The following is a 22546-nucleotide window of genomic DNA, read 5'->3' as shown; positions in this document are numbered from 1 at the left end:
TGAAAAAACAGCAGGAAAGCACTGGAAACAGTGCTTTTTTCATGCCATAAAACGGGAGAAGGTGAAGGATTGAACGGGATAGCAAGGGCAATAGACAGCGTAATTGCCACGATTGCGCCGCAAACGGCACTGAAAAGAACCGCTGCAAGACAGAAAATGCAGATTTTAAACAGCGGTTACAGCAATTACGGCGCAAACACAACAAAAAAGTCCTTAATCGGGTGGAATTATGCTGGGGGTTCTGCCCGTGAAGACATAAACGACAATCTTTCTATACTGCGGCAGCGTTCCCGTGATTTATACATGGGCGTACCGATTGCGACAGGAGCTGTGAAGACAATGCGAACAAATGTTGTAGGGCGTGGGCTGATGTTAAAACCAACGGTAGACGCAGAAGTATTAAAGATAACGGCAACGCAGGCGCAGCAGTTAGAAAAGGAGATAACAAGGGAATGGGCGTTGTGGGCTGAAAGCCCGGATTGCGATATGGCAAGGATTGACAATTTTTATGAGTTGCAGCAATTAGCGTTTCTGAATTGGCTTGCTTCTGGGGACACGCTTGTATTGCTACCGACGAAAAAGCGGATAAACCAGCCCTATGATTTACGGGTGCAGCTTGTGGAAGCTGACCGCCTTTCAAGCCCGAATAATTATGATACGTTCGACAATCAGATTGTAGGGGGTGTTGAAGTAGACGCTGACGGGGAAGTTGTAGCGTATCACTTTTCAAAACACCACCCGTTATCATATGCGAATGAGCGCATGGAGTGGCAGCGGGTAGAAGCATACGGGAAAAAGACGGGAAGAAAGAATGTGCTGCATTTAATGTGCCGGGAAAGGATAGACCAGCGGCGGGGCGTTCCCTTCCTTGCCCCGGTCATAGAAGCCTTAAAGCAGCTAGGACGGTATACGGACGCTGAATTGATAGCGGCGGTTATATCAGGGCTTTTTACTGTCTTTATCGAAAAAGAATCGAATGAAGACGGGGAGCCTGTAGGGTCAGGAATATCAGAAGAAGACCTGATAGACGAAGACGACGAAAACAGTCTTGAACTGGGACCCGGCGCAATACTTGACCTTGCGGAAGGGGAAAAGGCACATGATATAAACCCCGGAAGACCGAACAAAAATTTCAGCGGTTTTGTGGAAGCTATCTGCCGTCAAATAGGCGCAGCTTTAGAAATCCCGTATGAATTACTTTTAAAGCACTTTACAAGTTCTTATTCTGCAAGCCGGGGAGCTTTAGAAGAAGCGTGGAAAATGTTTAAAATGTATCGGGCATGGATGGCGAACGACTTTTGCCAGCCTGTATATGAAGAATGGCTTGCGGAAGCAGTAGCGAAAGGGAGGATAAAAGCCCCCGGATTCTTCACGGACCCATTGCGACGGAAAGCATACTGCAAAGCACAATGGAACGGACCCGCAAGGGGGCTTCTGAACCCGGTGCAGGAAGTAGGGGCAGCGGTAACAAGGGTGGAAAACGGCTTTTCTACACGGAGCGCAGAAACAATGGAGATGGCTGGCGGCGATTTCTACAGTAATTGCGAACAGCTAAAGCAAGAAGAAAAGAAATTAAGGGAGGTAAAGAAAATTGTCAACGCAGCAGAACAGAAGCCCGGAAGCGCAGCCGGGCAGCAGGCTTCCGGGACAGAACCCGGAGAACCAGCCGGACAGCAGGATAGCAACGAGCAGCAGTCAGGAAAGCCGGAAGAAAAGCCCGTTCGGAGTGACGCAGAATAAATTCTGGGACTTTATACCGGGAACGGCAACAAAGCCGCCTGAATTGCTTCTGTACGGGACAATCAGCAGCCAGCAAAGCTGGTGGGAAGACCGGGTAACGCCCGCACAGTTTAACAGAGAACTTGCAGCACTGGGGGAAGATGTGCCGGAAATAGTAGTGCGTATCAACAGCCCCGGTGGTGATGTGTTTGCGGCAAACGCAATCTATACTCGATTGAAAGACCATGACGCAAAAATCACGGTGAAGGTTGACGGGTGGGCGGCTTCTGCCGCCACGATTATCGCAATGTCGGGCGACACAATCAAAATACCAAGAAACGGCGTTTTCATGATACATGACCCGGCAATGACCGTCTGGGACACGTTCAGGGCAGAAGACTTTGAGAAGATGGCGCAGGAATTGAAGGTAATAAAACAGTCAATCATAAACGCCTATTCTGTAAAAACGGGGAAGACGGCTGATGAAATATCCGGCTTTATGTCAGATGAAACATGGTGGACGGGCGACGAAGCGGTGGAAAACGGCTTTTGTGATGAATTGATGTTTGAAGAAGCCCAGACAGTAGTGGAAAACGCAAGCAGAATTATTGTAAATTCCGTACCTATCGACATAGGGCATTTTCAGACAGTCCCTAAAATGTTGTTAAACAGTCCGGCAGCAACGCCGGGAGGTTTGCAAAACGGCAGACAGCCGGAAAATAAACCCAAAAAGGAGGAAGAAAAGATGGAACCAAAAGACGCAATCACAACGATTGAAGCATTGAAAGCGGCATACCCCGACTTGACGGCAACAATAGAAGATAACGCCCGCAAAGAGGAAAGAAACCGTATCAAGGCACTTGAAGACGCTGCGGTGGGAGGTTTTGAAGACATTGTGCGGGACGCAAAGTTTGATAACCCTATTTCTGCCGGGGAAATGGCGTTGAAGATTGTAATGGAGCAGAAGAAGCAGGGCGGCACATACCTTCAAAACAGGGAAGCAGACGTGAATGACAGCCACGTTTCTGATGTAGGCGCAGGCGCAAGCGAGAAGGGCGGCGAAACAAAAGACCCGTTCAATGAAGCGATTGACCGCTTGTTTCCTGACGTGAAATAAAGGGAGGGAAGACAATGGGAATGTACGAAATCGAAACAAGGACTTGTGAAGCAAAAAACTTTTTCGCTGGCGACTTCCAGACGCTGACCGAAACAGGGACGGCAGGCGGGGAGCTTGCAGAGCATATGCCCGTAACGGAAGACGGGGAAGGAAAAATTGTTGAGGTAACAGCGGAAACGGCGGCGAATGTTGTTGGAATTACGGCGGCAGCAGCGGCAGCAGATGAACCCGTTGTATATTACATGACAGGGGAATTTTTTCAGGAAGCATTGAACCTGCCGGACGGCGTTACTGTAGAAGACATAAAAGGACCGCTGCGGAAAATGTCAATTTTTCTGCGAACATTAGGTTAAAAGGGAGGATATAAAGATGGCAAATGAAGCAGTAAGCATTTACGACCCACGGACTATGGGGCGGATAGTAACAAAAATGCCCCCGGTTCACACATTTTTCAGAAGCACTTTCTTCAAGAATGAAGAAACTTTTGTAACGGAAGAAGTAGACGTGGACTTTGTAAAGGGTTCACGCCAGGTTGCGCCGTATGTACATAGACTTATCGGTGGAAAGACCATAGCAAATACAGGGTACGAAACAAAAACATATAAGCCGCCGCTGGTTGCGCCAGACAAGATTACAACAGTTGATGAGCTGTTAAAACGGCAGCCCGGAGAAAGCCTTGTTTCAGGAAGGACACCTGCGGAACGTGCAGTATTGAAAATGTCAAGTGACTTTGTAAAGCTGCGGGAAATGATTACACGTCGGGAAGAACTGATGTGCGTGCAGACTATCTTCATGGGGAAAATCCCGGTTATCGGGGAAGGGCTGAATGAAGTGATTGACTTCCAGTTTACGAACAGGGAGGAAATTACGGCGGCAGCAAAGAAGTGGAGCGGGAAGGATTCTGACCCGATAGCAGACTTGGAGAGGTGGCACAAGAAGGTACAGGAAACAGGCTTCATAAACTGCGATATGTGCATTATGGCAGATGATGTGGCAAGAGCTTTTAAAAACAATGAAAAGGTGAAGAGCCTGTTAGATATTAAAAATTATCATCTTGCCGTCATACAGCCACGGCAGCTTCCGGGTGGAGTTACATATGTCGGCACTATCAATGGACTAGGGCTTGATATATACACATACAACGAATGGTATCTTGACGACTGGACAGACCCGAAAAAAGCAACACAGAAACCGATTATCCCGGAAGGAGAGCTTGCACTTATTAGCAGCAATGCAAACTATTCCATGTACTACGGTGCTATTACTTTAGTTGATGAAAATACAAAGTCGTTCCGCACGGTAGAGGGAAAATATGTGCCTGATACATGGGTAAAGAGAAAACCAGCCAGAAGGTTTTTGCAGTTATCTTCCGCCCCGCTTTCCGTGCCGCATGATGTAGATAGCTGGTTTGTGGCAAAGGTTCTCTAATGGACTTCAAGGCACAAATAATAAAAGACCTGAAAGTATTTCACAATCCCGGAGAATTTGCGGAAATGACAGATATATGGTATGAGGGGAAGCTATACACGGTTCCCGCCGTGATAGACCATCTGACGGAAGCAGACAGGCAGCAGCCGGGCGGGGACCATTCAGAGGGGATATATAGAGCGGAAGCAATGCTTTATATATCCCACGCAGATATAGGGATTGTGCCGCAGAAAGGGCGGGAAATCGAGATAGAAGAAGCCGGGTCGGTAAGTGTTTACATGATTGAGAAAAGCAGCTATGAAGCCGGGGAAATCGTGCTTGAACTGGGGGCGTATATAGAATGATTGAAGTATCAGCGGAAGCGATAGAACGGGTGGAACGTATTCTGGCGGGCGTTCCGAAAGGTGCGGAACGTGCGCTGTCAAACGCAATAAACCGGGGATTGTCACGGGTGAAGACCGGGGCGACAAAACGGGTGAAAGAAGTGTACACCGTGCAAAGCAGCGCATTTACAGCGGCGGCGAATACGAAAGTAAGCAAGGCAAGCACGGGAAACCTTGCGGGCGTTGTAACTTTTGCAGGCTGCAAGATACCGTTGTACAAATTTCAGGTAACACCAAAAGCCCCCGGAGTAAGAAAAAGGGTAAAGGCAGCAGTAAAGAAAGGGGGCGGCACACAGTTTGAAGAAGCGTTCATTGCAAACATGAGGAACGGAACGGGAGTTTTTGAGCGTGAAACGTCAAAGAGGTTCCCTGTAGATGAACTGATGGGGCTTTCAGCGGCGCAGATGGTAGGGAATGAAAGGATTGTGCAGGAACTACAGGAGGAAGCGCAAGAAGTCATTAACGAGCGTCTGGAACATGAGATTGAACGCATTTTGAACGGTTACGGAGGTTAGAGGAATGACCGCAATAAATTTGTTAGAGTGCCTGGAAGAGTTTGTGAAAGAGAAAACCGCAGACATTAAACTACAGGTAAAAGTGAGAAACCGGGACCCGCAGGAAGTGAAGGTGAAGGAACGGGCGGCAGAAGTTTACAAAATGCGGCTTCCAACAAAAGAAGACCAGACAGAGAAAGTCCCGTATATCCTTCTGCAATTCCTGACCGGGAAGGACGACAAGGAGGACGGGGAGCCGCAGGAAAGCCAGTGCAAAATAAGAATAGTGGTTGCGACGTATTCAGAGGACGGCGGCGAAGGTTCTTTTGACGTGCTGAACGTGATTTTGCGTATCAGGAGCGAACTGGAAAAAGCCGGGGTTGTCGGTGAAAGGTTTGTACTGCAATACCCGCTTGAATATATCGTGTACCCGGACAGCACACAGCCCTATTATTTAGGGGAAATGGTAACTAATTGGTCAATACCGACAATGGAAAGGGAGGTAACGGACATATGGCAGTAAAGAAGAACGCCACAGAAGCCGCAGAAGCGGCAAAAAAGGAAAAGACGGTAAATACTACCACGGAAGAGAAAAAAGCCGATTCTGGGGCAGATAACGAAGCCACAGGAGGGGAAACGGTGACGCTTGCATACATAGGACCGCCGCTGCCTGCCGGACTTCTGAAAACAAACAAAATCATGATAGGGACAAGGGAAGAAATATTGAAGGAGCTTGCAGCAGTTCTGGAGAAATACCCGCTTGTGGAAAAAATGCTTGTCCCGGTTGAGAAGCTGGCAGAGAAAAAGGGAAAGGCAGCAACGGCAGGAAACATTCTGAACAAATATTACACGGACATTGTTTCTTCTATTGCCGCAAACGAGAGAAAGGAGGAATAAAAGATGGCTAATATTACGCATGGGATTGATACAAAGAAGCAGCAAACGAGCGTTGCAAGCCCGACAGTCGTGGCAACGGGGATTCCGTTTGTAGTAGGGGCTTCCCCGGCGCACATGGTCGGCGGCAAGGTAAATGACGTTATCATGGCGAATGACTATGAAGAAGCCGTGAAAGCGTTGGGATATTCCGATAACTGGGAGGGATACGGGCTTTCAGAAGCGGTATATACGCAGTTTGTATTGTATCAGCAGTCCCCGGCGTTTTTCGTGAACATTCTGGACCCGTCAAAGCACAAAAAGGAAGTAAGCGGGAAGAAATATGAAGTTACGGAAAACCAGATTGCGCTTCCGCTTGAAACGATTGCGGAAAGCGTAGAGATTGAAGGGAAGGAAAAAGGCACAGACTTTGAAGTGTTCTACAATGACACAGCCTGTATTGTTGAGTTTACGGAGGACACGACAGGGGAAATGACGGTATCATGTACGGAGGTTGACCCGTCGAAGGTGACAAAAGCTGATATTATCGGCGGTTACAGCATAGCAACGCACAAGACGACGGGGCTTGAATTGATTGACGATTGTTTCCCGAAATACAGGATTGTCCCTGACCTGATTTTGTGTCCGAATTGGTCACATGACCCGGAGGTGGCAGCGGTGATGTCAGCAAAGGGCGAAAATATCAACGGACTTTTTGAAGCAGACGCACTTCTGGACGTAGACACAAGGGAAGGGAGCGGGGCAACGTATTACACAGAAGTCCCGGCATGGAAGCAGTCAAAAAACTTCATGAAGCCGAATGAATTGGTATGCTTCCCGAAATTGAAACTGGGCGACAGGGTTTTCAACTTTTCGACGCAGCAGGCGGGGTTGATGGCACGGACGGACAACGACGGTTCACTGGGCGACGGGACCCCATGCGAAAGTGCTTCAAACAAGAGCTTGCAGGCTGACAGCATGGTACTGGCAAACGGTGAAGAAGTCGTGCTTGACGTGCAGAAAGCAAACTATCTGAACGACAACGGCATTATAACGGGGCTGAACTTCATTAACGGTTTTGTAAGCTGGGGCGATTATACAGCTTGCTTCCCGGTGAATACAGACCCGGTTGACTATTTTTATTGTATTTCCCGTATGTTTAAGTGGGTTGCAAAAACAGTCACGCTTTCTTACTGGTCACACGTTGACCGAAAGTTGACCCGGCGACTGTTAGACGCAATCTTGCAGGGTATCAACGACTGGCTGGCAGCACTGACGGCAGATGAAAAGATTGTGGGTGGACGTGTAGAGCTGCGGGAAGATGAAAACACGCTGACAGCTTTAATGTCAGGAAAAGCAAAGTTCCATATCTACATTACGCCGCCTTCACCCTTGCGGCTTATGGAATATGTGCTTGAATATGATATTTCCTATCTTTCAAGCCTGTTAGCGGCATAAGGAAGGAGTGGTAAACAATGCCGAAGATTGACGAACTTATTATAAATTTCAGGGTGTATGAAGACGCTAACGAGTATCTGGGAATGTCAGAAGCGACGCTGCCGGAGGTATCGAACCTTGCAGAAGAGATACAGGGGGCGGGGATTGCCGGGAATGTTGAAGCGGTAGTGTTGGGTCATATCGAAGCAATGACGCTGACACTGAATTTCAGGACCGTTACAAAGGCGGCAATCCGGCTGGCAGAGCCGAGAATACATAATATTGATTTACGGGCGGCGCAGCAGGTAAGAAACACGCAAACGGGGAAAATTGAAACGGTTGCGGCAAAGCACGTCTTGAAAGTAGTACCGAAAAAGTTTGCGCCCGGAAAACTTGCGGCAGCTTCCGCAGCAGACGCAAGCGGAGAATATGCTGTTTCATATTATGCGCTTTTCTTGGACGGAAAAAAGATGGTAGAAATCGACCCGTTGAATTTTATTTACTATATCAACGGGACAGATTATCTTGCAGACGTAAGAAAGGCACTGGGCAAATAAAACAGGGAAGAGCAGAGAGCCAGCGGAAGGGACCGCTGGTTTTTATCTGCCTATTTTTAGGAGGTAAAAAGATGGATAACAAAATTGTACAGGGGCAGCAGGAAGACTTTACAGAGGAAATGCAGGAAGCACAGAAAACAGGGATTGTCAGCATGGAAGACAAGAAAAAGGAAAAGAAAACAAGCCTGAACTATACGCACACTTTCAAAGCCCCGGTTGAGATTAACGGGCAGAAACAGAAAGCATTGACTTTCTACTTTGAGAACCTGACCGGGGAGGACGTAGAAGCGATTGAAGAGGAATTGCAGGACCAGAATAAATACGTTTTGACCCCGGAAGTGTCGTCTGTATTCCAGACAATGCTTGCCGCCCGTGCAGCAGGTGTGGGGGCTGATGAAATCAGACGGCTTCCGCTTGGGGAATATATGAAAATCAAAAATCAGGCACGAAGTTTTTTAATAGAATCGGGCTATTAAAAGTAAGCAGCCCCGCAAATTTTATCAGAAAACAGGCTTACAGACTGGCAAGGGCTTCAAATACGCCTATACCGTTTTTCATGCAGCTTACACTTTCCGCACTTTTCCGCTGGATAAAAAGCGTGAATGAAGTAGAAAGAGAAGACGCAAGGGAGCGGGAACGCCTAGCACATAACAAGTGATAGGAGGTGGAAGCGATTGGCAGGGTCACAAAAGGAATTTGAGCTTCTTTTTAAGCTGAAAGCGTCGCTGGGCGGGAATTTCAACAGCACGTTCAAAAGTGCGATTGAAACACAGAAACAGCTACAAAACAGCATTAAAAGCGTAAATTCCATGCAGTCAAAGGTTGACGGCTATACACGGGCTTCAAACGCCATAGAGCAGCAGAGAGGGAAGCTGGAAAGGCTGCAAGCGGAACATGAAAAAGTTTCGCAAAAAATACAGCAACACCAGACGAACGCTGAACGGCTGCGGGCGAAAATCGAAGAAACGGGCGACGCTACGGGAGAACTTACGGCGCAGCTTGTGAAAGAAGAGAACGAAGTCGCAAAGAATACCGAACGCCTGAAAAGCAATGAAAACCAGATACGACAGACCACTGCCAGCATACAATCACAAGAAGAACAGCTTGAACGGATGGCGCAGGAGCTACGGGACGCAGGGATTGACACAGACAATCTGGAACAATCTAACGAACGTCTTCAAAGGTCATATGAACGGCTGCGGGGTTCACAAGAAAACCTGAACCGTATCAATTCCGAACAGGCAAAAATAAAAGAGAATATAGCAGCTACAAAGACACAGCTTCTGGGAACGATAGGGGCGGTTGGAGCGGTAGCAGCGGCATTGTACGCAGGACCCGTGCAGGCGGCGCAGGAGTACGAAACAGCGATTGCGAAAGTGTCAACGATTGCAGACGCAAATGTTGTCCCGATTGAAGAAATGTCAAGCGAGATAATGAAGCTGTCAAATACTACAGGGATAGCAGCCAGCCAGATTGCAGATGATGTGTACAACGCTATTTCTGCCGGGCAGCAGACCGGGGACGCTGTAAACTTTGTATCATATTCAACGAAGCTGGCAAAAGCCGGATTTGCAGAGAGCGCACAGACGCTGGACGTTTTGACAACAATTCTGAACGCCTACGGCATGGAAGCAAGTGAAGTGTCGAAAGTGTCAGATATGCTTGTGCAGACGCAGAATAAAGGTAAAGTGAGCGTTGGAGAGCTGTCAAGCGTTATGGGTAAAATCATACCGACAGCGAACGCAAACAACGTAGCACTTGAACAGTTATGCGCCGGATATGCAATCATGACAAGCAAAGGTATTGCAGCCGCAGAAACAACAACATACATGAACAGTATGTTGAACGAGCTTTCAAAGTCGGGAACGACAGCGGAAAAGACCTTGCGGGCGACGACGGGAAAGAGCTTTAAAGAGCTTATGACCGACGGGAAGAGCCTGGGTGAAGTGATACAGGTTTTGCAGGAGGAAGCAGAGAAGAGCGGAAAGAGCCTAAACGATATGTTTGGTTCTGCGGAAGCCGGGAAAGCTGCCGTGTCGCTTCTGTCCGGGGGTGTTGAAGGGTTCAACGAGCAAGTATCAGGAATGATTGACAGCGTAGGGGCGACGGAAGAAGCCTTTGCGAAGATGGACGATACAACGGAAGCGAAAATGCAAAAGGCAAAGAACAGTATTGCAAATTTGAGTATTGTTCTGGGTCAAAACCTTCTGCCGATTGTCGGGAACGTTGCAGAAAAGGTGGCTGCGGTTGTTATAAAAGTTTCCGAATTTGCACAGGCAAACCCGAAGCTGGTTCAAACAGTTCTGAAAGTAGCGGCGGCACTTGCAGGAATGAGAATTGCAGGGCTGACAGCAAAGCTGGGATTCTTAAACATAGCAAGCGGGATAAAAGACGCACAGAAGATTCTGGAGCTTTTCAAGATTAAGGCAATGGGATTTTCCGGCATAGGTTCAAAGCTGGTGGGATTCATCACAAAGCCTTTTAGCGGTATCGGCGGCATATTAGGGAAAGCCCTGTCAGGTATCGGCGGCATTGTCGCACGTTCCCCGCTTGGGACACTTGGAAAAATCGTTGCGTCAAGTTTTGGAAAAATAGGGACATTGCTTGCGCCTGTAGGAAACATAATATCAAAGGCACTAGGACCGTTGGGGAAAATCGGGTCAACGCTTCTGGGTCCGTTAGGAGGGATAGCAGGAAAATTTTTGCCCGTGATAGGAATAGTTACAGCGGTAATCACGGCAGTACAACTATTGCGGAAGAATTTTGATAAAGTCCGGGAAGCTGTAGGAAATATTTTCGGAGAAAAAGGGCTTGAAATATTCGACAAGATTGTTGCGGTTGTAACAAGCGTAGGCGAAACGATAAAGGGCGTTTTCTCTGACGGAAATTTGGGGGCAGCAAGGGACAAGATACAAGAAATTTTCGGTGAAAAGGGCGTTGCGGTATTTGATACATTTGCAGGCGTATTTCAAAAAGTAGTAACAGCAGCAGGGCAGTTTGTAGGGTTCGTGACAACGCATATAGTCCCGGTTGTGGAACAATTTTTGAATGTGCTTGTTACAACGGTTATTCCGGGAATAATCAGCGGCATACAATCAGCAGCCCCGGTGATAATGCAGGTATTTCAGGCAATAGCCGATTTTATAGGCGGCATTATACCAATTATCGGAGATTTCATAGCAGGCATTATGCCTGTAATCAGCGAAGTTATAACATTTATTCAAACGTATGTTTTGCCGATTGTGAGCGAAGTTTTCAACTTCATTGTGCAGCAGGTTCTTCCGTTCATTGTGCAAGGCATACAGCAGCTAGGGTCCATAATAACAACGGTGCTTTCAGCCGTTTTGCCTGTAGTTCAGACGGTTTTCACTACAATTTGGAGTATCATTCAGCCGATTTTGCAGCAGATTTTGACTACAGTTCAAGCCGTACTTCCTGCGGTGCTGTCAATCTTCCAAACCGTATTCAATACGATAGGCGGCATTATAAGCGCAGTACAGCAGATTTTTTCCGGGCTGATACAGTTTATCACGGGAGTTTTTACCGGGAACTGGGGAGCAGCTTGGGAGGGCGTGAAGTCGATTTTTCAGGGAGCTTGGGATGGGCTGAAATCTATCGCAACGGGCGTTATAAATGGAATTATAGGCGTTATAAACGGGGCTATTTCGGCACTGAACAGCATTAAGATTCCAGACTGGGTTCCGGGAGTAGGAGGAAAAGGGATAAATATACCGACACTTCCGACTTTTGCAAAAGGAACGAAGAACACGCCGAACACATTTATTGCAGGCGAAGAGGGTCCCGAACTGATAACAAATGCGCCGGGAATGACAGTATACACGGCGCAGCAGACAAAAGATATATTGAGCGCACAGAACGCCGCAGCACAGGTGGCACAGACGGCAGGAGCCGGGCAGACTTCACAGGTATTCTACAATACCACGAACAATGCGACGGAAGTAAAGCCGCCAGAAGTCGTAAGCGGTGCAGGACAGGGCGGCGGGAATAGTGTAACAATCAACAGCAATCCAACAATCTACGTTGACGGCGACAAAGCGGGCGACTTAGAAGAGAAGCTGGAAGAGAATAACAGAAACTTGTTGCGGGAGGTTGAAGACCTTCTGGACAAAAGAAGTGATGATGAAAGGCGGTCAAGGCATGAGTAAGGTTTATACAACAATTTCCGGGGATATGTGGGACCAGATAGCGTATAAGCAAATGGGAAGCGTTCTTTACACGGATAAGCTGATAAAGGCTAATGCCGATTATGCCGCAATGTTTGTCTTTCCTGCCGGGGTAGTTCTTACTATCCCGGAGGTGGAAGACAAAGAAAATATGGAGCTGCCGCCGTGGAAAAGGGGGTTGCTGCTATGAGCGACAAAAGACTTGCAAGGCGTGTCGTTTTGAAGCTGAAATTTGAAAATGTAGACGTGCCGGAAAATATAGCATTGCATTTAGTGAGCGCAAATTATACGGACAATGAAGACGGCAGCACAGATGATTTTCAAATTGTATACGAAGACCGGGAAAGGAACCTGATGGGGGACTGGCTGGAAGTAAAGCCGACAATCATAAAAACGACAAAGCAGGTTGTAAAAGAAGTGCAGAAAGAAGAAGTGATAAATTACGTTGTGAAGCGGGGCGACACGTTGTGGGCGATTGCTTCACAGTATTTAGGGAGCGGGACAAAATACCCGCAGATTGCAGCAGAAAATAATATACCTAATCCGAATTTGATTTATCCGGGGCAGGTTTTCAAAATAACAACAGGCGGCACGGCAAAGAGTACGGCAGTTGAAACCGTGGAGGAAGTGCAGCAGGGGGCAAAACCGAAACTTGTAACAGCGGTACTTGTCCAGAAGAACTGGGACGACAACGGGAAAGACGCAACTTTGAATATCGGAACTTTTGAAATAGACGGCATAGACGTATCAGGACCGCCAACAAAAGTGACGGTGAAAAGCACTTCTATTCCCTATACTTCTACAATGCGGATGGCTAAAAAGTCAAGAGCATGGGAGAATATCACACTAAAAGCAATAGGGGAGCAGATAGCGGGAGAAAGCGGGCTTTCCCTGATGTATGAAGCCAGCGACAATCCGACTTTCAAGAGAAAAGAGCAGGTGCAAACGTCGGACATTAAATTTTTGCAGGAGCTATGCCACGCAGCAGGAATGGCGTTGAAGGTAACAACGCTGAAAATAGTAATATACGACGCTGCGGAGTATGACGCAAAGCCCGCAACAAAGATTTTCAAGTACGGGGATAAAAATATACTATCCTACAAATTGGGAACCAGCCTGACAGATACAGCATACACAAGTTGTCACGTTTCCTACACGGACCCGGACAGCAAAGAAACGATTGAATATACATACACGCCGGACAGCAGCGCAGGGACGGGGCAGGTTTTAGAGATTAACGAGAAAGTCAGGAATACAGAGGAAGCAAAGAAGCTGGCAAAGAAACGCCTGCGGGAGAAGAACACACAGGAGTTTACGGCAAGTCTAAAAGTAGTGGGCGACGTGTCACTTGTGGCAGGAATGACCGTAAAACTAAAAGGCTTCCAGAAGTTCGATAGAAAATACAAGGTAACGCAGGCAAAGCACAGCCTGACAGGGGGCTACACGGTAGACCTTTCCTTGAAGCAGGTTCTGGAGGGATATTGATGGCAGACTTGAACGAAGTAAAAAACATGATACGAAAGGGGACCGTGCAGAGCGTGAACGCAGGGACAATGAAAGCCCGTGTGAAGTTCGGGGATAAAGGCGGCATTGTATCAGGAGAATTGCACATACTGACCCGACACAGGGCAGTTGTACCGACTGAAAAGGAAAAGGAAGGGGACAAAACAAAGACGGCAGAAGGACACTTTCACGAAGCGTATATAACGGAGTGGGTGCCGCAAGTCGGGGACATGGTTCTATGCTTGATGATTCCTGACGGCGACGGGGAAGGGTACATTGTAGGGAAGGTGATGTAATGGCAAAAATCGGAAGTTTCGGGGACCTTGTTTTCAGCGTGTCAAATAATACAGTTAGGACTTTTGACAGCATGAGCTGGGACTTTTCCACTGACTATGCGACACACGACAGACACATAAAAGCAGACCTTCTTGAATACATGGGACCAGGACTTGAAGGAATATCATTTTCAATGACGTTTTCTGTATTTCTGGGAGTGAACCCGCTGAAAGAAATAAAGAAGCTGCGGGAAATGGTGCGGAAAGGATATGCAGAACGGCTTGTAATAGGCGGCAAGGTGTACGGCAGTTACAAGTGGGTAATGCAGAAAGGGACGGTTGATTTTCAGCGGTTCGACAACAAAGGAAGTTTGCTGGCGGCAAAAGTGAAAGTGACGCTGAAAGAATATCCGAAAAGGTGATGAAAATGGACATTATCAGAGGTGATGGAAAACTACTTGAAAGCATAGACCTTGCCCCGGCAAACGACCATCAAGCGGTTTTGCAGAATATAGCAATAATCATAGACACATGGGAAAATAGCTGCCCTATGCTGCGAGAATTAGGGATTCCGGCGCAGTTGATAGGAAGACCGTTGCCCGTAGTGAAAAATATCATGGTGGGGCAATTATACGACCAGATTGAACAATACGAACCACGGGCGATTCTGGGGGATATAACTTTTGAAGAAAATGCTTTCACGGGGAAGCTGATACCGATAATTGAAATACAGGGGGTGCAAAATGTCAATGATGATTAGAGAATACCCGGACGTTGAATTTGTCGAAACGGACACGGAAGTAATAGAAAGCAATATGATTGCCCTTTATGAAGAGTTCGTGAAGCAGTCAGGGCGGCGGGATTATAAAGTGTATCCGGCTTCCCCGGAACGTCTTTTTATTGCATGGTGCGCCGCAATTATCGTACAACAAAGAGTTCTGATAAATGAAACAGCAAAGAAAAACGTACCCCGCTATGCAAAAGGGGAGTATCTGGACAGCCTTGCAGAGCTTTTTAAGGATATTGAACGCCTGCCCGCCACGCCTGCGGTTGCAAAATTCCGTTTCTACATATCAGCGGCGCAAAATCAAAGTGTAATCATACCGGAAGGGACCCGGATAACGTTTGACGGGGAAATTACGTTTGAAACCACAGAAGGGCTTGAAATTAAAGCCGGGGAAACATACGGGGAAGTAAACGGGAAATGCCAGACGGCGGGACTGGTAGGGAATAATCTTGCGCCGGGTCAGGTAAAAGAAATCGTAGATATTTATGACTTTTATCTAAAAGCAGAGAACGTGACGAAGACGGAGGGCGGCGCAGAGGAAGAAGAAGACGCTTCATACTATGAGCGTATGCGGGAGAGTATGGAGAGCTTTTCAACGGCGGGTCCGGTAAATGGATATATATATCATACAAAATCGGTCAGCACAGCTATTGCCGACGTTGCAGCAACAAGCCCGGAAGCCGGGGTTGTAGATATTAGGGTATTGCTACAAGGAGGGGAGCAGCCGACGCAGGCGGTTCTGGAGGAAATAGAAGCGGCGTTGAACGCTTCTGACGTGCGCCCGCTGACGGATATTGTCACAGTATCAATGCCGGAGGAAGACCCATTTGAAATAGACCTGACCTATTACATAAACAGAAATAGTCAGGCAAGCACAAGTATCATAGACCGGGAAGCAAGGGCAGCAGTCGAAGACTACATAACATGGCAGACTGGGAAAATGGGACGTGACATAAATCCTTCATACCTTACACAGCTAATCATGGCAGCAGGAGTGAAGCGGGTAGAGGTAAGGAAGCCGACATTTCAGGTGGTAGAGGAAACGCACGTTGCAAGGATTGTGCGGGACACTATGACCGTACTGAATGGGGGGATAGAAAATGCCTAACCCAAAAGGGATAAGAAAAGCCGGACGGGATATATACACCGTGAACTTTGCGGATTATCTGCCGGGGGCGTTGAAGCATGACCCGAAAATGCGGGCGATTGCGGAAGCGGTGACAAAGGAAGCGTTGACGGTCAGCGGGGAAATAGAAAACGTGCTGATATATTCCCGTATAGATGAACTGCCGGAAGAATTGATTGATATACTTGCATATGATATGCACGTTGACTGGTACGACTATTCTTTTCCCCTGAAAGTAAAGCGGGATATTCTGAAAGGCAGCGTAAAAGTGCATAAGAAGATGGGGACAAAATATGCGGTAGAAAAGGCACTGGGCGCACTATACCCGCAAAGCGAAGTTGAAGAATGGTATCAGTACGAAGGGCAGCCCCACCATTTTCACATTGTATGCGACGTGACGGAAAACAGAGTGACCGCAAGTTTTCAGGAAATTATAAATGCGGTGATGATGTATAAAAGGCTTTCTTCACATTTAGATGAAGTTGTATATCAGGCGGGCGTGGGGATAACGGTTGAAACGCATACGGACTTCTTTTTATACAAGAACCCGGCAACGGGGAGCCTGCTGGCTGGCACATATCCGCAGAGGATAAGGAGGGGCGTACAGTCAGGAAGTGCGATTGTAGTGGGGACGGAAGCGGCGGGCTTTATCTTTCTGCCGACACAGGCGGGGACATATCCATATAGAAGCCACATATTCAGGCACACAGACGCACAGATTGACATAGAAACGGCTTCAAACGCTTTCAGGCATACAAATACACCTGCTGGGCGAATAAGAGCCGGAGAAGAGCCGCAGAGAAGCCGCAGAGGGGCAGCAGCCGGGACGGTAGTTGAAGCGCAGACAGAAAAAGAAAGTTTTGTCTTTTCTGTCCCGGAAACAGGAACCGCCCCGGACAGAAACACAGTATTCAGGCACACAGACGCACAGATTGACGCAGAAACGGCGCAGAATGTACAAAGGTATACAAATACATCTGCGGGGCAGATAAACGCCGGAGAAGAGCCGCAGAGAAGCCGCAGAGGGGCAGCAGCCGGGGCAGTCATTGAAGCGCAGGCAGAAACAGAGGGAACGCCGTTTTCCGTTCCGGCAGCAGGAACCGCCCCGGACAGAAACACAGCATTTCAAAACAGCAGCATAAACGTGACGGCAGAAGGGGAAGCGGAAGGCTTTCCCTTTACTATGCCAGCAGCCGGGACAAAGCCGGAAAGAAACATTGTATCAGACAATTCCGAAGCCGGGATTGCGGCAGAAGATGAAGCCGCAGGCTTTATATATACCGTAAAAGCTGCCGGAACCGTGCCAGAAAGAAACACGGGAGAGGGAGCAGGAAGCGGGGGGATTGAAAGCACGGTGGAAGCGGCGGTATTTATACACAAAAGTAAACCATGCGGAAGCCACAGAAAACTTTGAAAGGGGGTGAAAAACCATGCTGACACCACAGGCGATAGAAGATTTTAAGGACTTTCTGGACACAAATATTGCGTATGCGAAAGTCACGGTAAACGACACAGAAAAAAAGATACCGATTCACAGGCGGGAACGCCTGAAAGACGGGCGGGTGGCGGTGTACCTGAACATTACGCCGCAGGCGGGAACGGAAGCAACAATTCAGCGGGTTCAGCTTTACAACAAAAATAAACAGTTGTGGGCAGACAAAACGGAGAATATCGAGCTTTCCAATGTTCAGGAAGGGGCGTTATACCGTTTTGTCTTCCGATTTGTAGAACAGGAGGTATAAACCATGTACGAATGGCAACAGTGGCAGGACCATGTTACAGAGCATGAAAACCGCTACATTGAAACTCAAAACGACGACGGGACAATCACACATGAACCCGTAGAAGGGGAAGTGTTGCAGCAGGGGACCCCGCAGAGCGCAACAAACTTCAATCACATGGAAGACGGCATTTCAAATGCCGGGGAGCTTGCGGCACTTCTGGCAACGGAAGTGATTCACATGAACCAGAGGACGGCAGATGAAACCGGGGAAGCAATCATTCTGACCCTGGCAAATAATCAGGAATACCCGTTCAATAATTCCGTGCAGACCGTAGCGTTGAAAACCGAAAGAAATCATCTTGACTATACCGTGACAGCGGAAGTGCTGGAATATAGCGGTGGTTGTGTAGGCGATATTGAGGTAACGGAAAAGCTGGTGAACGGCTTCAAGATTGCGTATACAGGCAGCGCAAAAGAAGTGAAGCTGAAAGTATTTGTGAAGGGAGGCTTTTACTGATGAATGGGGCAAGCGTGATTATAAAGAGCGAAGGGAGAAAGCAGCATGAAGCGTATGTGCTGCAATCTTTTGGAGTAAAGGGGAGGGGAACCCCGGAGCAGAGGGAAGCAGCGGAAATCATTGCCGCAAGGACCCGTGAAGTAGTGAAAGAAGGAAGGAGATAAACATGGGAAAAATCAAGGTTGTTGAAAAAATGCCGGGCAATCACATTCAGTATGAAGTGAAGGGGAAGAAAATCATTTTCGGAGATGATGAGCTTTCTTTGAATCTGGCAAGCCGGGAAAGGGATTTTGAAGTATCGCTGGATATTTGCATTGACAGTGAAAACGGTGTTGTTATCGGAACGGGCGGCAGGGCGCAGAAGTACGCAGCGCAAATTATCATTCCTGCCCGCCGTTATGATGTAATCGAAGACGGGGTTGACGAAAACGGGGAGCCGAGGGAAGTCCCGATTCCGATTGAACTTGACATTTCATTATGCACTATCATTTTATGGGAGGTATAAAAGATGGGAAATTTTGACGATTTAGCTTTAGCAGTTGCGTCTTTTGGAGGAAATAACCGGGTAATTTTGGACGATTTAGGAAAGCCGTCTATCATGGTGGGCGTTCCGAAAATGAAGTATTCCGACATTATCACGGGCGGCACACAGGAAACATTGCCGTGGTGGGTGATGGAGGGAGTAGAAAAGAACGTAATCTGGGTATCAAAGTACCTGAATTGCGTTGTAAATGACAGAGCCTATTCCCTGCCTATGAAGGACCCGAAATGCTACATTGATTTTGACACGGCGTTGAAATGCTGCCGCAATAAAGGAGAGGGCTGGCACTTGAACCAGAACGGCGTTTTTGCCGCCCTTGCTTTATGGAGTGAGAAAAACGGCACGATTCCGAGGGGTAATACAAATTGGGACGCAGCCTATGAAAAAGCATGGGAACGGGGCGTAAATACATATATCGACGGTTCACACGGCGGCGGCAGGACAGCGACAGGCAGCGGACCCGTAACATGGAACCATGACCACACGGCGGCGGGGATTGCTGACCTTTGCGGGGATTGTTGGGAATGGGTGAGCGGTGCAAGGGTTGTCAACGGTGAAATCCAGATAATTCCTTACGGTAACGCTATGAAGTCAGATTGCAGCATGGGTCCTGATAGTACGGAGTGGAAAGCTATCATGCCGAACGGAACGCTGGTTGAACCGGGGACAGCGGGGACGCTGAAAATTGACAGAACCAGCGCAAGTGACGCAACATTGCGTATCAATACGGGCGTAACGACGCAGACGACGGACAGCAACGACACAAGCACACCTTTCAAAGACACAAAAGCGGTATCAGGTGTGACTATCCCGAAAATCTTAATTGCAGCAGGCTTCTTCCCTGCTGACGGGCAGAGTGCGCCGGGGCGGTTCTGGGCAAGAAATAACGGCGAAAGACTGCCTTTCCGGGGTTCGAGTTTCTACAACACTTCCAACGGTGGAGTGGCGGCGTTGAGCTTGGACAGCGCCCGTTCTATCGTCAGCAGCGATGTGTCCTTCCGTTCCGCTTTTGTTGAATAACTGAAAACTGAAAACTGATACACTGGGAGGGCTGGCGGCAGCCAGCCCTTTCACCGAAAACAAGACAAGGCAGGGTGAAACATGGCACAGGAAGAAAAAGAGCTGCCGGAGCTTGACCCGGTACGGGACAATGCGACGGCAGACGACTTCAAGACGAAAAATAAAGTATATGAGCTGATACTATACACAGGACCAGAGCTTGAACAATTCCCACGGGCGCAAAGAAGACTTGCGGAAGATATACGGGGAACAATGCTTTCTGTCCTGCGGCTTGTGGTAACTTTAGAAAATAAGCACTACAAAAAGACGACATTAGGAGAGCTTGACAATGAAGTTGATGTATTGCGCCATCTTGTAAGGCTTGCAGCAGACCCGCAGTATACACGCAGCCGAAAGCCCTGTCTTTCGCTGCGGAAGTATGAAAACATATCACGCAAAATAAATGAAATCGGCTGCATGATAGGCGGGTACTATAAATCATTAAAGAAATAGGCGGGGGAACCCGCTTTTTTCATATCGGGAAAGAACCGTTATAGAGGACTTGCCGTGCCTATCCGGGGTTCGAGTTTCAACAACACTTCCAACGGTGGAGTGGCGGCGTTGAACTTGAACAACGCCCGTTCTAACGTCAACAACAATGTGTCCTTCCGTTCCGCTTTTCCTCTACAGCCAGAAGTCACGTTCACAAGTGAGCGTGTCCCGTGCGTACAGGGTTAAAAGGGGTTCTTTTCCGTTCCAAAGGCGACTGGGAAACCGGGGACCGTAGGAAGAAGATTGAATTGTCGGGAAGATAGTTAGTAACTTTGTAAGACAGAATCAGGATTTTGTCTTACAGGGCGAAAGTCAGCCGAAAGGCTGAATGAATATATCACGTTTGAAACGGAGTGGTGGACCGGAGTAAATTTGCCCGACACATTTTTAATTGCAGGAGGTAAAAACCATTGAAGAAGATACGGGGAATTTTCCCGAAAATCTATGACTTTGAAAACCTGTTTTGTGCATACAAAGCGGCTATCAAGTGCAAGAGATACAGGCAGGACGTTATGGAGTATACGGACCGGCTGGAAGATAACCTGATTATCCTGCAAAATGAATTGATATGGGGACAATACAGCGTCGGGAGGTACAATATTTTCTATGTGTACGAACCGAAAAAACGCCTGATAATGTCATTGTTATTCAAAGACCGGGTGGCGCAGCACGCAATCTACAGGCAGGTAAACCCGATTTTTGAAAAGAAGTTCATTTTCGACAGTTACGCTTGCAGGGTAGGGAAGGGGACGCACAAGGCAATAGACCGCCTGCAATACTGGTTAAAGCAGACCGACAGGAAGCCGCAGAAATACTATTATCTGAAATTAGATGTATCAAAGTATTTCTACAGGATAGACCACGGCATTTTGAAGAAGATTCTTGCGAAGATGATTGACGACCCGCCGTTGTTAGACCTGATGGCGAAAATCATTGACTGCGAAGATACAAAGTTCGGACTGCCGCTGGGCGCAGATATAGGGGACGTTGCATTTGACAGAATGTTAGATGATGTGGGCTTGCCTATAGGAAACCTGACTTCACAAATGTTTGCGAACCTGTATTTGAATGAGCTTGACCAGTTCTGTAAGCACAAATTAAGGTTGCATTTTTATATCAGATACATGGACGACATTATAATCTTGCATGATGATAAAAAGTATCTGGAAAAGGTAAAACAGGAAATAGCCGTATTTCTGGGAAAGAAGCTGAATTTGCAGTTAAACAATAAAACCTGCATACGCCCGACAAGTATGGGTATTGAGTTTGTAGGCTTCCGAGTATGGGCGACACATAGGAAGTTAAGGAAAAAGACTGCAAAGAAGCTGAAAAGACGGCTGCAATATATGTTTCATGCCTACACAATAGGCGAAATTGACAAAGACACGCTTGACAGAAGCGTTGCTTCATACCGGGGAATACTAAAACATTTTGACAGCTACGGACTGCGGAAAAGTTTGAATGAAATGTATAAAAAGGAGGTATGCGGAAATGTCACAGGAACTATTGCAGACGGCAAAAGAGATTCTGGCGTGGCTTGCGGCGGCAGGGATAATAATTGACCTGACCCCTGGCATTAAAATTCAGCCCGTGCGCTATATCATAAAGCGCATAGGGGCGTTGATGAACCATGATATAAAAGAACAGCTTGACAAGATAGAAAAGGACTTGCAGCAGCACAAGGTGGAGAGCTGGCGGCATGAGATACTATCTTTTGCAAATGAGTGTATGAACCGCAGGAAGCATACAAAAGAAGAGTTTGACAATTTTTTTGAAACGTACAGCGACTATGAAGAGTACATAAAAGCAAACAAGCTGAAAAACGGGCGGGTGGATATGGCGTATAAGTATGTAAGCAATGTATATATGCGCCGTTGTGAAAAGAATGATTTTCTAATGGAAAGGGAGGAAGAAGACGAATGATTATTCTATGGATTGCGCTTGGGTTTATCCTATGCGCTTTTATTGTGTACGCATTTGACGTGCGGGGGATTGCGTCGGCACGTCGAAGGTATAAGAGGACGCTGGCAAGGGAACGGGCAAAGGGGCAGGCGAAGAAAAAGCGGGAGAAAATACAGGTAACGAAAATCATTGTTTTTTCTATCATGATAACGTATTATATCGCTTTTGCGGTTGCGGTATGGGTAGTAATAGCAAAGGACATATACCAGCTTTCAAGCCTGCTGACCTTTACGGGCGGCGTTGCGGCTTTTGCGGTTGCGTTCTATTGCTGGAAGAGCAAAGCGGAAAACTTAGAGAAGATAAAGAAGGGGAACCCGGACTTGTGCGGTTCCCTTTCTGATTTTTCCGGCATGGGTTCACAGTAAGGGA

The 22546-nt window shown here is 47.6% G+C and carries 28 protein-coding genes; all 28 read left to right on the top strand.

Features of this window, described 5'->3' with window-relative positions:
• Positions 1-69 precede the first annotated feature (69 nt).
• The gene (locus NFS31_RS01430; protein WP_251490850.1) at positions 70-1740 is read left to right on the top strand and encodes a phage portal protein; all 1671 of its coding nucleotides are present in this window, start codon (positions 70-72) and stop codon (positions 1738-1740) included.
• Complete coding sequence (locus NFS31_RS01425) at positions 1727-2836, top strand: head maturation protease, ClpP-related (RefSeq protein ID WP_251490997.1); 1110 nt, start codon at positions 1727-1729, stop codon at positions 2834-2836. Before NFS31_RS01430 ends, NFS31_RS01425 begins: the two co-directional genes overlap by 14 nt.
• Before the next feature lie 14 nt (positions 2837-2850).
• On the top strand, positions 2851-3189 hold the full coding sequence (locus tag NFS31_RS01420) for a hypothetical protein (protein WP_251490848.1): 339 nt from the start codon (positions 2851-2853) through the stop codon (positions 3187-3189).
• Between the two features lie 16 nt (positions 3190-3205).
• On the top strand, positions 3206-4264 hold the full coding sequence (locus NFS31_RS01415) for a major capsid protein (protein ID WP_251490847.1): 1059 nt from the start codon (positions 3206-3208) through the stop codon (positions 4262-4264).
• 65 nt (positions 4265-4329) lie between these two features.
• The gene (locus tag NFS31_RS01410) at positions 4330-4608 is read left to right on the top strand and encodes a hypothetical protein (protein ID WP_251490845.1); all 279 of its coding nucleotides are present in this window, start codon (positions 4330-4332) and stop codon (positions 4606-4608) included.
• Positions 4605-5162, top strand: coding sequence for a phage tail protein (locus tag NFS31_RS01405; protein ID WP_251490842.1), 558 nt, complete (start codon positions 4605-4607; stop codon positions 5160-5162). The genes NFS31_RS01410 and NFS31_RS01405 overlap by 4 nt, the downstream gene beginning before the upstream one ends.
• A 4-nt stretch (positions 5163-5166) precedes the next feature.
• On the top strand, positions 5167-5664 hold the full coding sequence (locus tag NFS31_RS01400) for a hypothetical protein (RefSeq protein WP_251490839.1): 498 nt from the start codon (positions 5167-5169) through the stop codon (positions 5662-5664).
• Positions 5655-6038, top strand: coding sequence for a hypothetical protein (locus NFS31_RS01395; RefSeq protein WP_251490836.1), 384 nt, complete (start codon positions 5655-5657; stop codon positions 6036-6038). The genes NFS31_RS01400 and NFS31_RS01395 overlap by 10 nt, the downstream gene beginning before the upstream one ends.
• A gap of 3 nt (positions 6039-6041) precedes the next feature.
• On the top strand, positions 6042-7472 hold the full coding sequence (locus NFS31_RS01390; RefSeq protein ID WP_251490834.1) for a phage tail sheath family protein: 1431 nt from the start codon (positions 6042-6044) through the stop codon (positions 7470-7472).
• Positions 7473-7489: 17 nt separating this feature from the next.
• Positions 7490-8008: a phage major tail tube protein gene (locus NFS31_RS01385; protein WP_251490831.1), complete on the top strand. Its 519-nt coding sequence runs from the start codon at positions 7490-7492 to the stop codon at positions 8006-8008.
• A 71-nt stretch (positions 8009-8079) separates the two neighbouring features.
• Positions 8080-8484, top strand: coding sequence for a phage tail assembly protein (locus NFS31_RS01380; protein WP_251490828.1), 405 nt, complete (start codon positions 8080-8082; stop codon positions 8482-8484).
• Positions 8485-8817: 333 nt separating this feature from the next.
• A complete protein-coding gene (locus NFS31_RS01375) occupies positions 8818-12174 on the top strand; it encodes a phage tail tape measure protein (protein ID WP_251490825.1) in 3357 nt (1118 codons plus the stop codon).
• Positions 12167-12382, top strand: coding sequence for a tail protein X (locus NFS31_RS01370; protein ID WP_251490823.1), 216 nt, complete (start codon positions 12167-12169; stop codon positions 12380-12382). The genes NFS31_RS01375 and NFS31_RS01370 overlap by 8 nt, the downstream gene beginning before the upstream one ends.
• On the top strand, positions 12379-13677 hold the full coding sequence (locus tag NFS31_RS01365; RefSeq protein ID WP_251490821.1) for a LysM peptidoglycan-binding domain-containing protein: 1299 nt from the start codon (positions 12379-12381) through the stop codon (positions 13675-13677). Before NFS31_RS01370 ends, NFS31_RS01365 begins: the two co-directional genes overlap by 4 nt.
• Positions 13677-13991, top strand: a complete 315-nt coding sequence (locus tag NFS31_RS01360; RefSeq protein ID WP_251490819.1) for a hypothetical protein — start codon at positions 13677-13679, stop codon at positions 13989-13991. Before NFS31_RS01365 ends, NFS31_RS01360 begins: the two co-directional genes overlap by 1 nt.
• Positions 13991-14392, top strand: coding sequence for a phage tail protein (locus tag NFS31_RS01355; protein ID WP_251490817.1), 402 nt, complete (start codon positions 13991-13993; stop codon positions 14390-14392). The genes NFS31_RS01360 and NFS31_RS01355 overlap by 1 nt, the downstream gene beginning before the upstream one ends.
• A 5-nt stretch (positions 14393-14397) precedes the next feature.
• Positions 14398-14730, top strand: a complete 333-nt coding sequence (locus NFS31_RS01350) for a hypothetical protein (protein ID WP_251490815.1) — start codon at positions 14398-14400, stop codon at positions 14728-14730.
• Positions 14714-15865, top strand: a complete 1152-nt coding sequence (locus tag NFS31_RS01345) for a baseplate assembly protein (RefSeq protein ID WP_251490813.1) — start codon at positions 14714-14716, stop codon at positions 15863-15865. The genes NFS31_RS01350 and NFS31_RS01345 overlap by 17 nt, the downstream gene beginning before the upstream one ends.
• On the top strand, positions 15858-17297 hold the full coding sequence (locus NFS31_RS01340) for a phage tail protein I (RefSeq protein ID WP_251490811.1): 1440 nt from the start codon (positions 15858-15860) through the stop codon (positions 17295-17297). Before NFS31_RS01345 ends, NFS31_RS01340 begins: the two co-directional genes overlap by 8 nt.
• A 16-nt stretch (positions 17298-17313) precedes the next feature.
• Positions 17314-17625, top strand: a complete 312-nt coding sequence (locus tag NFS31_RS01335; protein WP_251490808.1) for a hypothetical protein — start codon at positions 17314-17316, stop codon at positions 17623-17625.
• A gap of 3 nt (positions 17626-17628) precedes the next feature.
• On the top strand, positions 17629-18123 hold the full coding sequence (locus NFS31_RS01330; protein ID WP_251490805.1) for a hypothetical protein: 495 nt from the start codon (positions 17629-17631) through the stop codon (positions 18121-18123).
• Positions 18123-18287, top strand: a complete 165-nt coding sequence (locus tag NFS31_RS01325; RefSeq protein WP_251490803.1) for a hypothetical protein — start codon at positions 18123-18125, stop codon at positions 18285-18287. The genes NFS31_RS01330 and NFS31_RS01325 overlap by 1 nt, the downstream gene beginning before the upstream one ends.
• 2 nt (positions 18288-18289) lie before the next feature.
• Positions 18290-18628 carry a hypothetical protein gene (locus NFS31_RS01320; protein WP_251490800.1) on the top strand — a complete coding sequence of 113 codons (339 nt, stop codon included), beginning with the start codon at positions 18290-18292 and terminating at the stop codon, positions 18626-18628.
• 3 nt (positions 18629-18631) lie between these two features.
• Positions 18632-19684 carry a hypothetical protein gene (locus tag NFS31_RS01315; protein WP_251490797.1) on the top strand — a complete coding sequence of 351 codons (1053 nt, stop codon included), beginning with the start codon at positions 18632-18634 and terminating at the stop codon, positions 19682-19684.
• Positions 19685-19765: 81 nt separating this feature from the next.
• On the top strand, positions 19766-20176 hold the full coding sequence (gene avd / locus NFS31_RS01310) for a diversity-generating retroelement protein Avd (RefSeq protein WP_251490793.1): 411 nt from the start codon (positions 19766-19768) through the stop codon (positions 20174-20176).
• 449 nt (positions 20177-20625) lie between these two features.
• Positions 20626-21777 carry a reverse transcriptase/maturase family protein gene (locus NFS31_RS01305; RefSeq protein WP_251490790.1) on the top strand — a complete coding sequence of 384 codons (1152 nt, stop codon included), beginning with the start codon at positions 20626-20628 and terminating at the stop codon, positions 21775-21777.
• Positions 21707-22138: a hypothetical protein gene (locus NFS31_RS01300; protein WP_251490787.1), complete on the top strand. Its 432-nt coding sequence runs from the start codon at positions 21707-21709 to the stop codon at positions 22136-22138. The genes NFS31_RS01305 and NFS31_RS01300 overlap by 71 nt, the downstream gene beginning before the upstream one ends.
• The gene (locus NFS31_RS01295; protein ID WP_251490784.1) at positions 22135-22542 is read left to right on the top strand and encodes a hypothetical protein; all 408 of its coding nucleotides are present in this window, start codon (positions 22135-22137) and stop codon (positions 22540-22542) included. Before NFS31_RS01300 ends, NFS31_RS01295 begins: the two co-directional genes overlap by 4 nt.
• Positions 22543-22546: the final 4 nt, after the last annotated feature.

The organism is Otoolea muris, assembly GCF_943193115.1.
Taxonomy (GTDB): domain Bacteria; phylum Bacillota; class Clostridia; order Lachnospirales; family Lachnospiraceae; genus Otoolea; species Otoolea muris.
This window is presented reverse-complemented; position numbering and strand designations above follow the sequence as displayed.

Excerpts from the sequence above, each read along its gene's own strand:
- NFS31_RS01360 (WP_251490819.1), top strand. The coding sequence starts at position 13,677 with ATGGCAGACTTGAACGAAGTAAAAAACATGATACGAAAGGGGACCGTG.
- NFS31_RS01410 (WP_251490845.1), top strand. The coding sequence starts at position 4,330 with ATGACAGATATATGGTATGAGGGGAAGCTATACACGGTTCCCGCCGTG.
- NFS31_RS01375 (WP_251490825.1), top strand. The coding sequence starts at position 8,818 with ATGCAGTCAAAGGTTGACGGCTATACACGGGCTTCAAACGCCATAGAG.
- NFS31_RS01340 (WP_251490811.1), top strand. The coding sequence starts at position 15,858 with ATGCCTAACCCAAAAGGGATAAGAAAAGCCGGACGGGATATATACACC.
- NFS31_RS01390 (WP_251490834.1), top strand. The coding sequence starts at position 6,042 with ATGGCTAATATTACGCATGGGATTGATACAAAGAAGCAGCAAACGAGC.
- NFS31_RS01415 (WP_251490847.1), top strand. The coding sequence starts at position 3,206 with ATGGCAAATGAAGCAGTAAGCATTTACGACCCACGGACTATGGGGCGG.
- NFS31_RS01295 (WP_251490784.1), top strand. The coding sequence starts at position 22,135 with ATGATTATTCTATGGATTGCGCTTGGGTTTATCCTATGCGCTTTTATT.
- NFS31_RS01315 (WP_251490797.1), top strand. The coding sequence starts at position 18,632 with ATGGGAAATTTTGACGATTTAGCTTTAGCAGTTGCGTCTTTTGGAGGA.
- NFS31_RS01325 (WP_251490803.1), top strand. The coding sequence starts at position 18,123 with ATGAATGGGGCAAGCGTGATTATAAAGAGCGAAGGGAGAAAGCAGCAT.
- NFS31_RS01365 (WP_251490821.1), top strand. The coding sequence starts at position 12,379 with ATGAGCGACAAAAGACTTGCAAGGCGTGTCGTTTTGAAGCTGAAATTT.
- NFS31_RS01300 (WP_251490787.1), top strand. The coding sequence starts at position 21,707 with ATGTCACAGGAACTATTGCAGACGGCAAAAGAGATTCTGGCGTGGCTT.
- NFS31_RS01320 (WP_251490800.1), top strand. The coding sequence starts at position 18,290 with ATGGGAAAAATCAAGGTTGTTGAAAAAATGCCGGGCAATCACATTCAG.
- avd (WP_251490793.1), top strand. The coding sequence starts at position 19,766 with ATGGCACAGGAAGAAAAAGAGCTGCCGGAGCTTGACCCGGTACGGGAC.
- NFS31_RS01330 (WP_251490805.1), top strand. The coding sequence starts at position 17,629 with ATGTACGAATGGCAACAGTGGCAGGACCATGTTACAGAGCATGAAAAC.
- NFS31_RS01370 (WP_251490823.1), top strand. The coding sequence starts at position 12,167 with ATGAGTAAGGTTTATACAACAATTTCCGGGGATATGTGGGACCAGATA.
- NFS31_RS01350 (WP_251490815.1), top strand. The coding sequence starts at position 14,398 with ATGGACATTATCAGAGGTGATGGAAAACTACTTGAAAGCATAGACCTT.
- NFS31_RS01405 (WP_251490842.1), top strand. The coding sequence starts at position 4,605 with ATGATTGAAGTATCAGCGGAAGCGATAGAACGGGTGGAACGTATTCTG.
- NFS31_RS01380 (WP_251490828.1), top strand. The coding sequence starts at position 8,080 with ATGGATAACAAAATTGTACAGGGGCAGCAGGAAGACTTTACAGAGGAA.
- NFS31_RS01395 (WP_251490836.1), top strand. The coding sequence starts at position 5,655 with ATGGCAGTAAAGAAGAACGCCACAGAAGCCGCAGAAGCGGCAAAAAAG.
- NFS31_RS01345 (WP_251490813.1), top strand. The coding sequence starts at position 14,714 with ATGTCAATGATGATTAGAGAATACCCGGACGTTGAATTTGTCGAAACG.
- NFS31_RS01420 (WP_251490848.1), top strand. The coding sequence starts at position 2,851 with ATGGGAATGTACGAAATCGAAACAAGGACTTGTGAAGCAAAAAACTTT.
- NFS31_RS01400 (WP_251490839.1), top strand. The coding sequence starts at position 5,167 with ATGACCGCAATAAATTTGTTAGAGTGCCTGGAAGAGTTTGTGAAAGAG.
- NFS31_RS01385 (WP_251490831.1), top strand. The coding sequence starts at position 7,490 with ATGCCGAAGATTGACGAACTTATTATAAATTTCAGGGTGTATGAAGAC.
- NFS31_RS01335 (WP_251490808.1), top strand. The coding sequence starts at position 17,314 with ATGCTGACACCACAGGCGATAGAAGATTTTAAGGACTTTCTGGACACA.
- NFS31_RS01355 (WP_251490817.1), top strand. The coding sequence starts at position 13,991 with ATGGCAAAAATCGGAAGTTTCGGGGACCTTGTTTTCAGCGTGTCAAAT.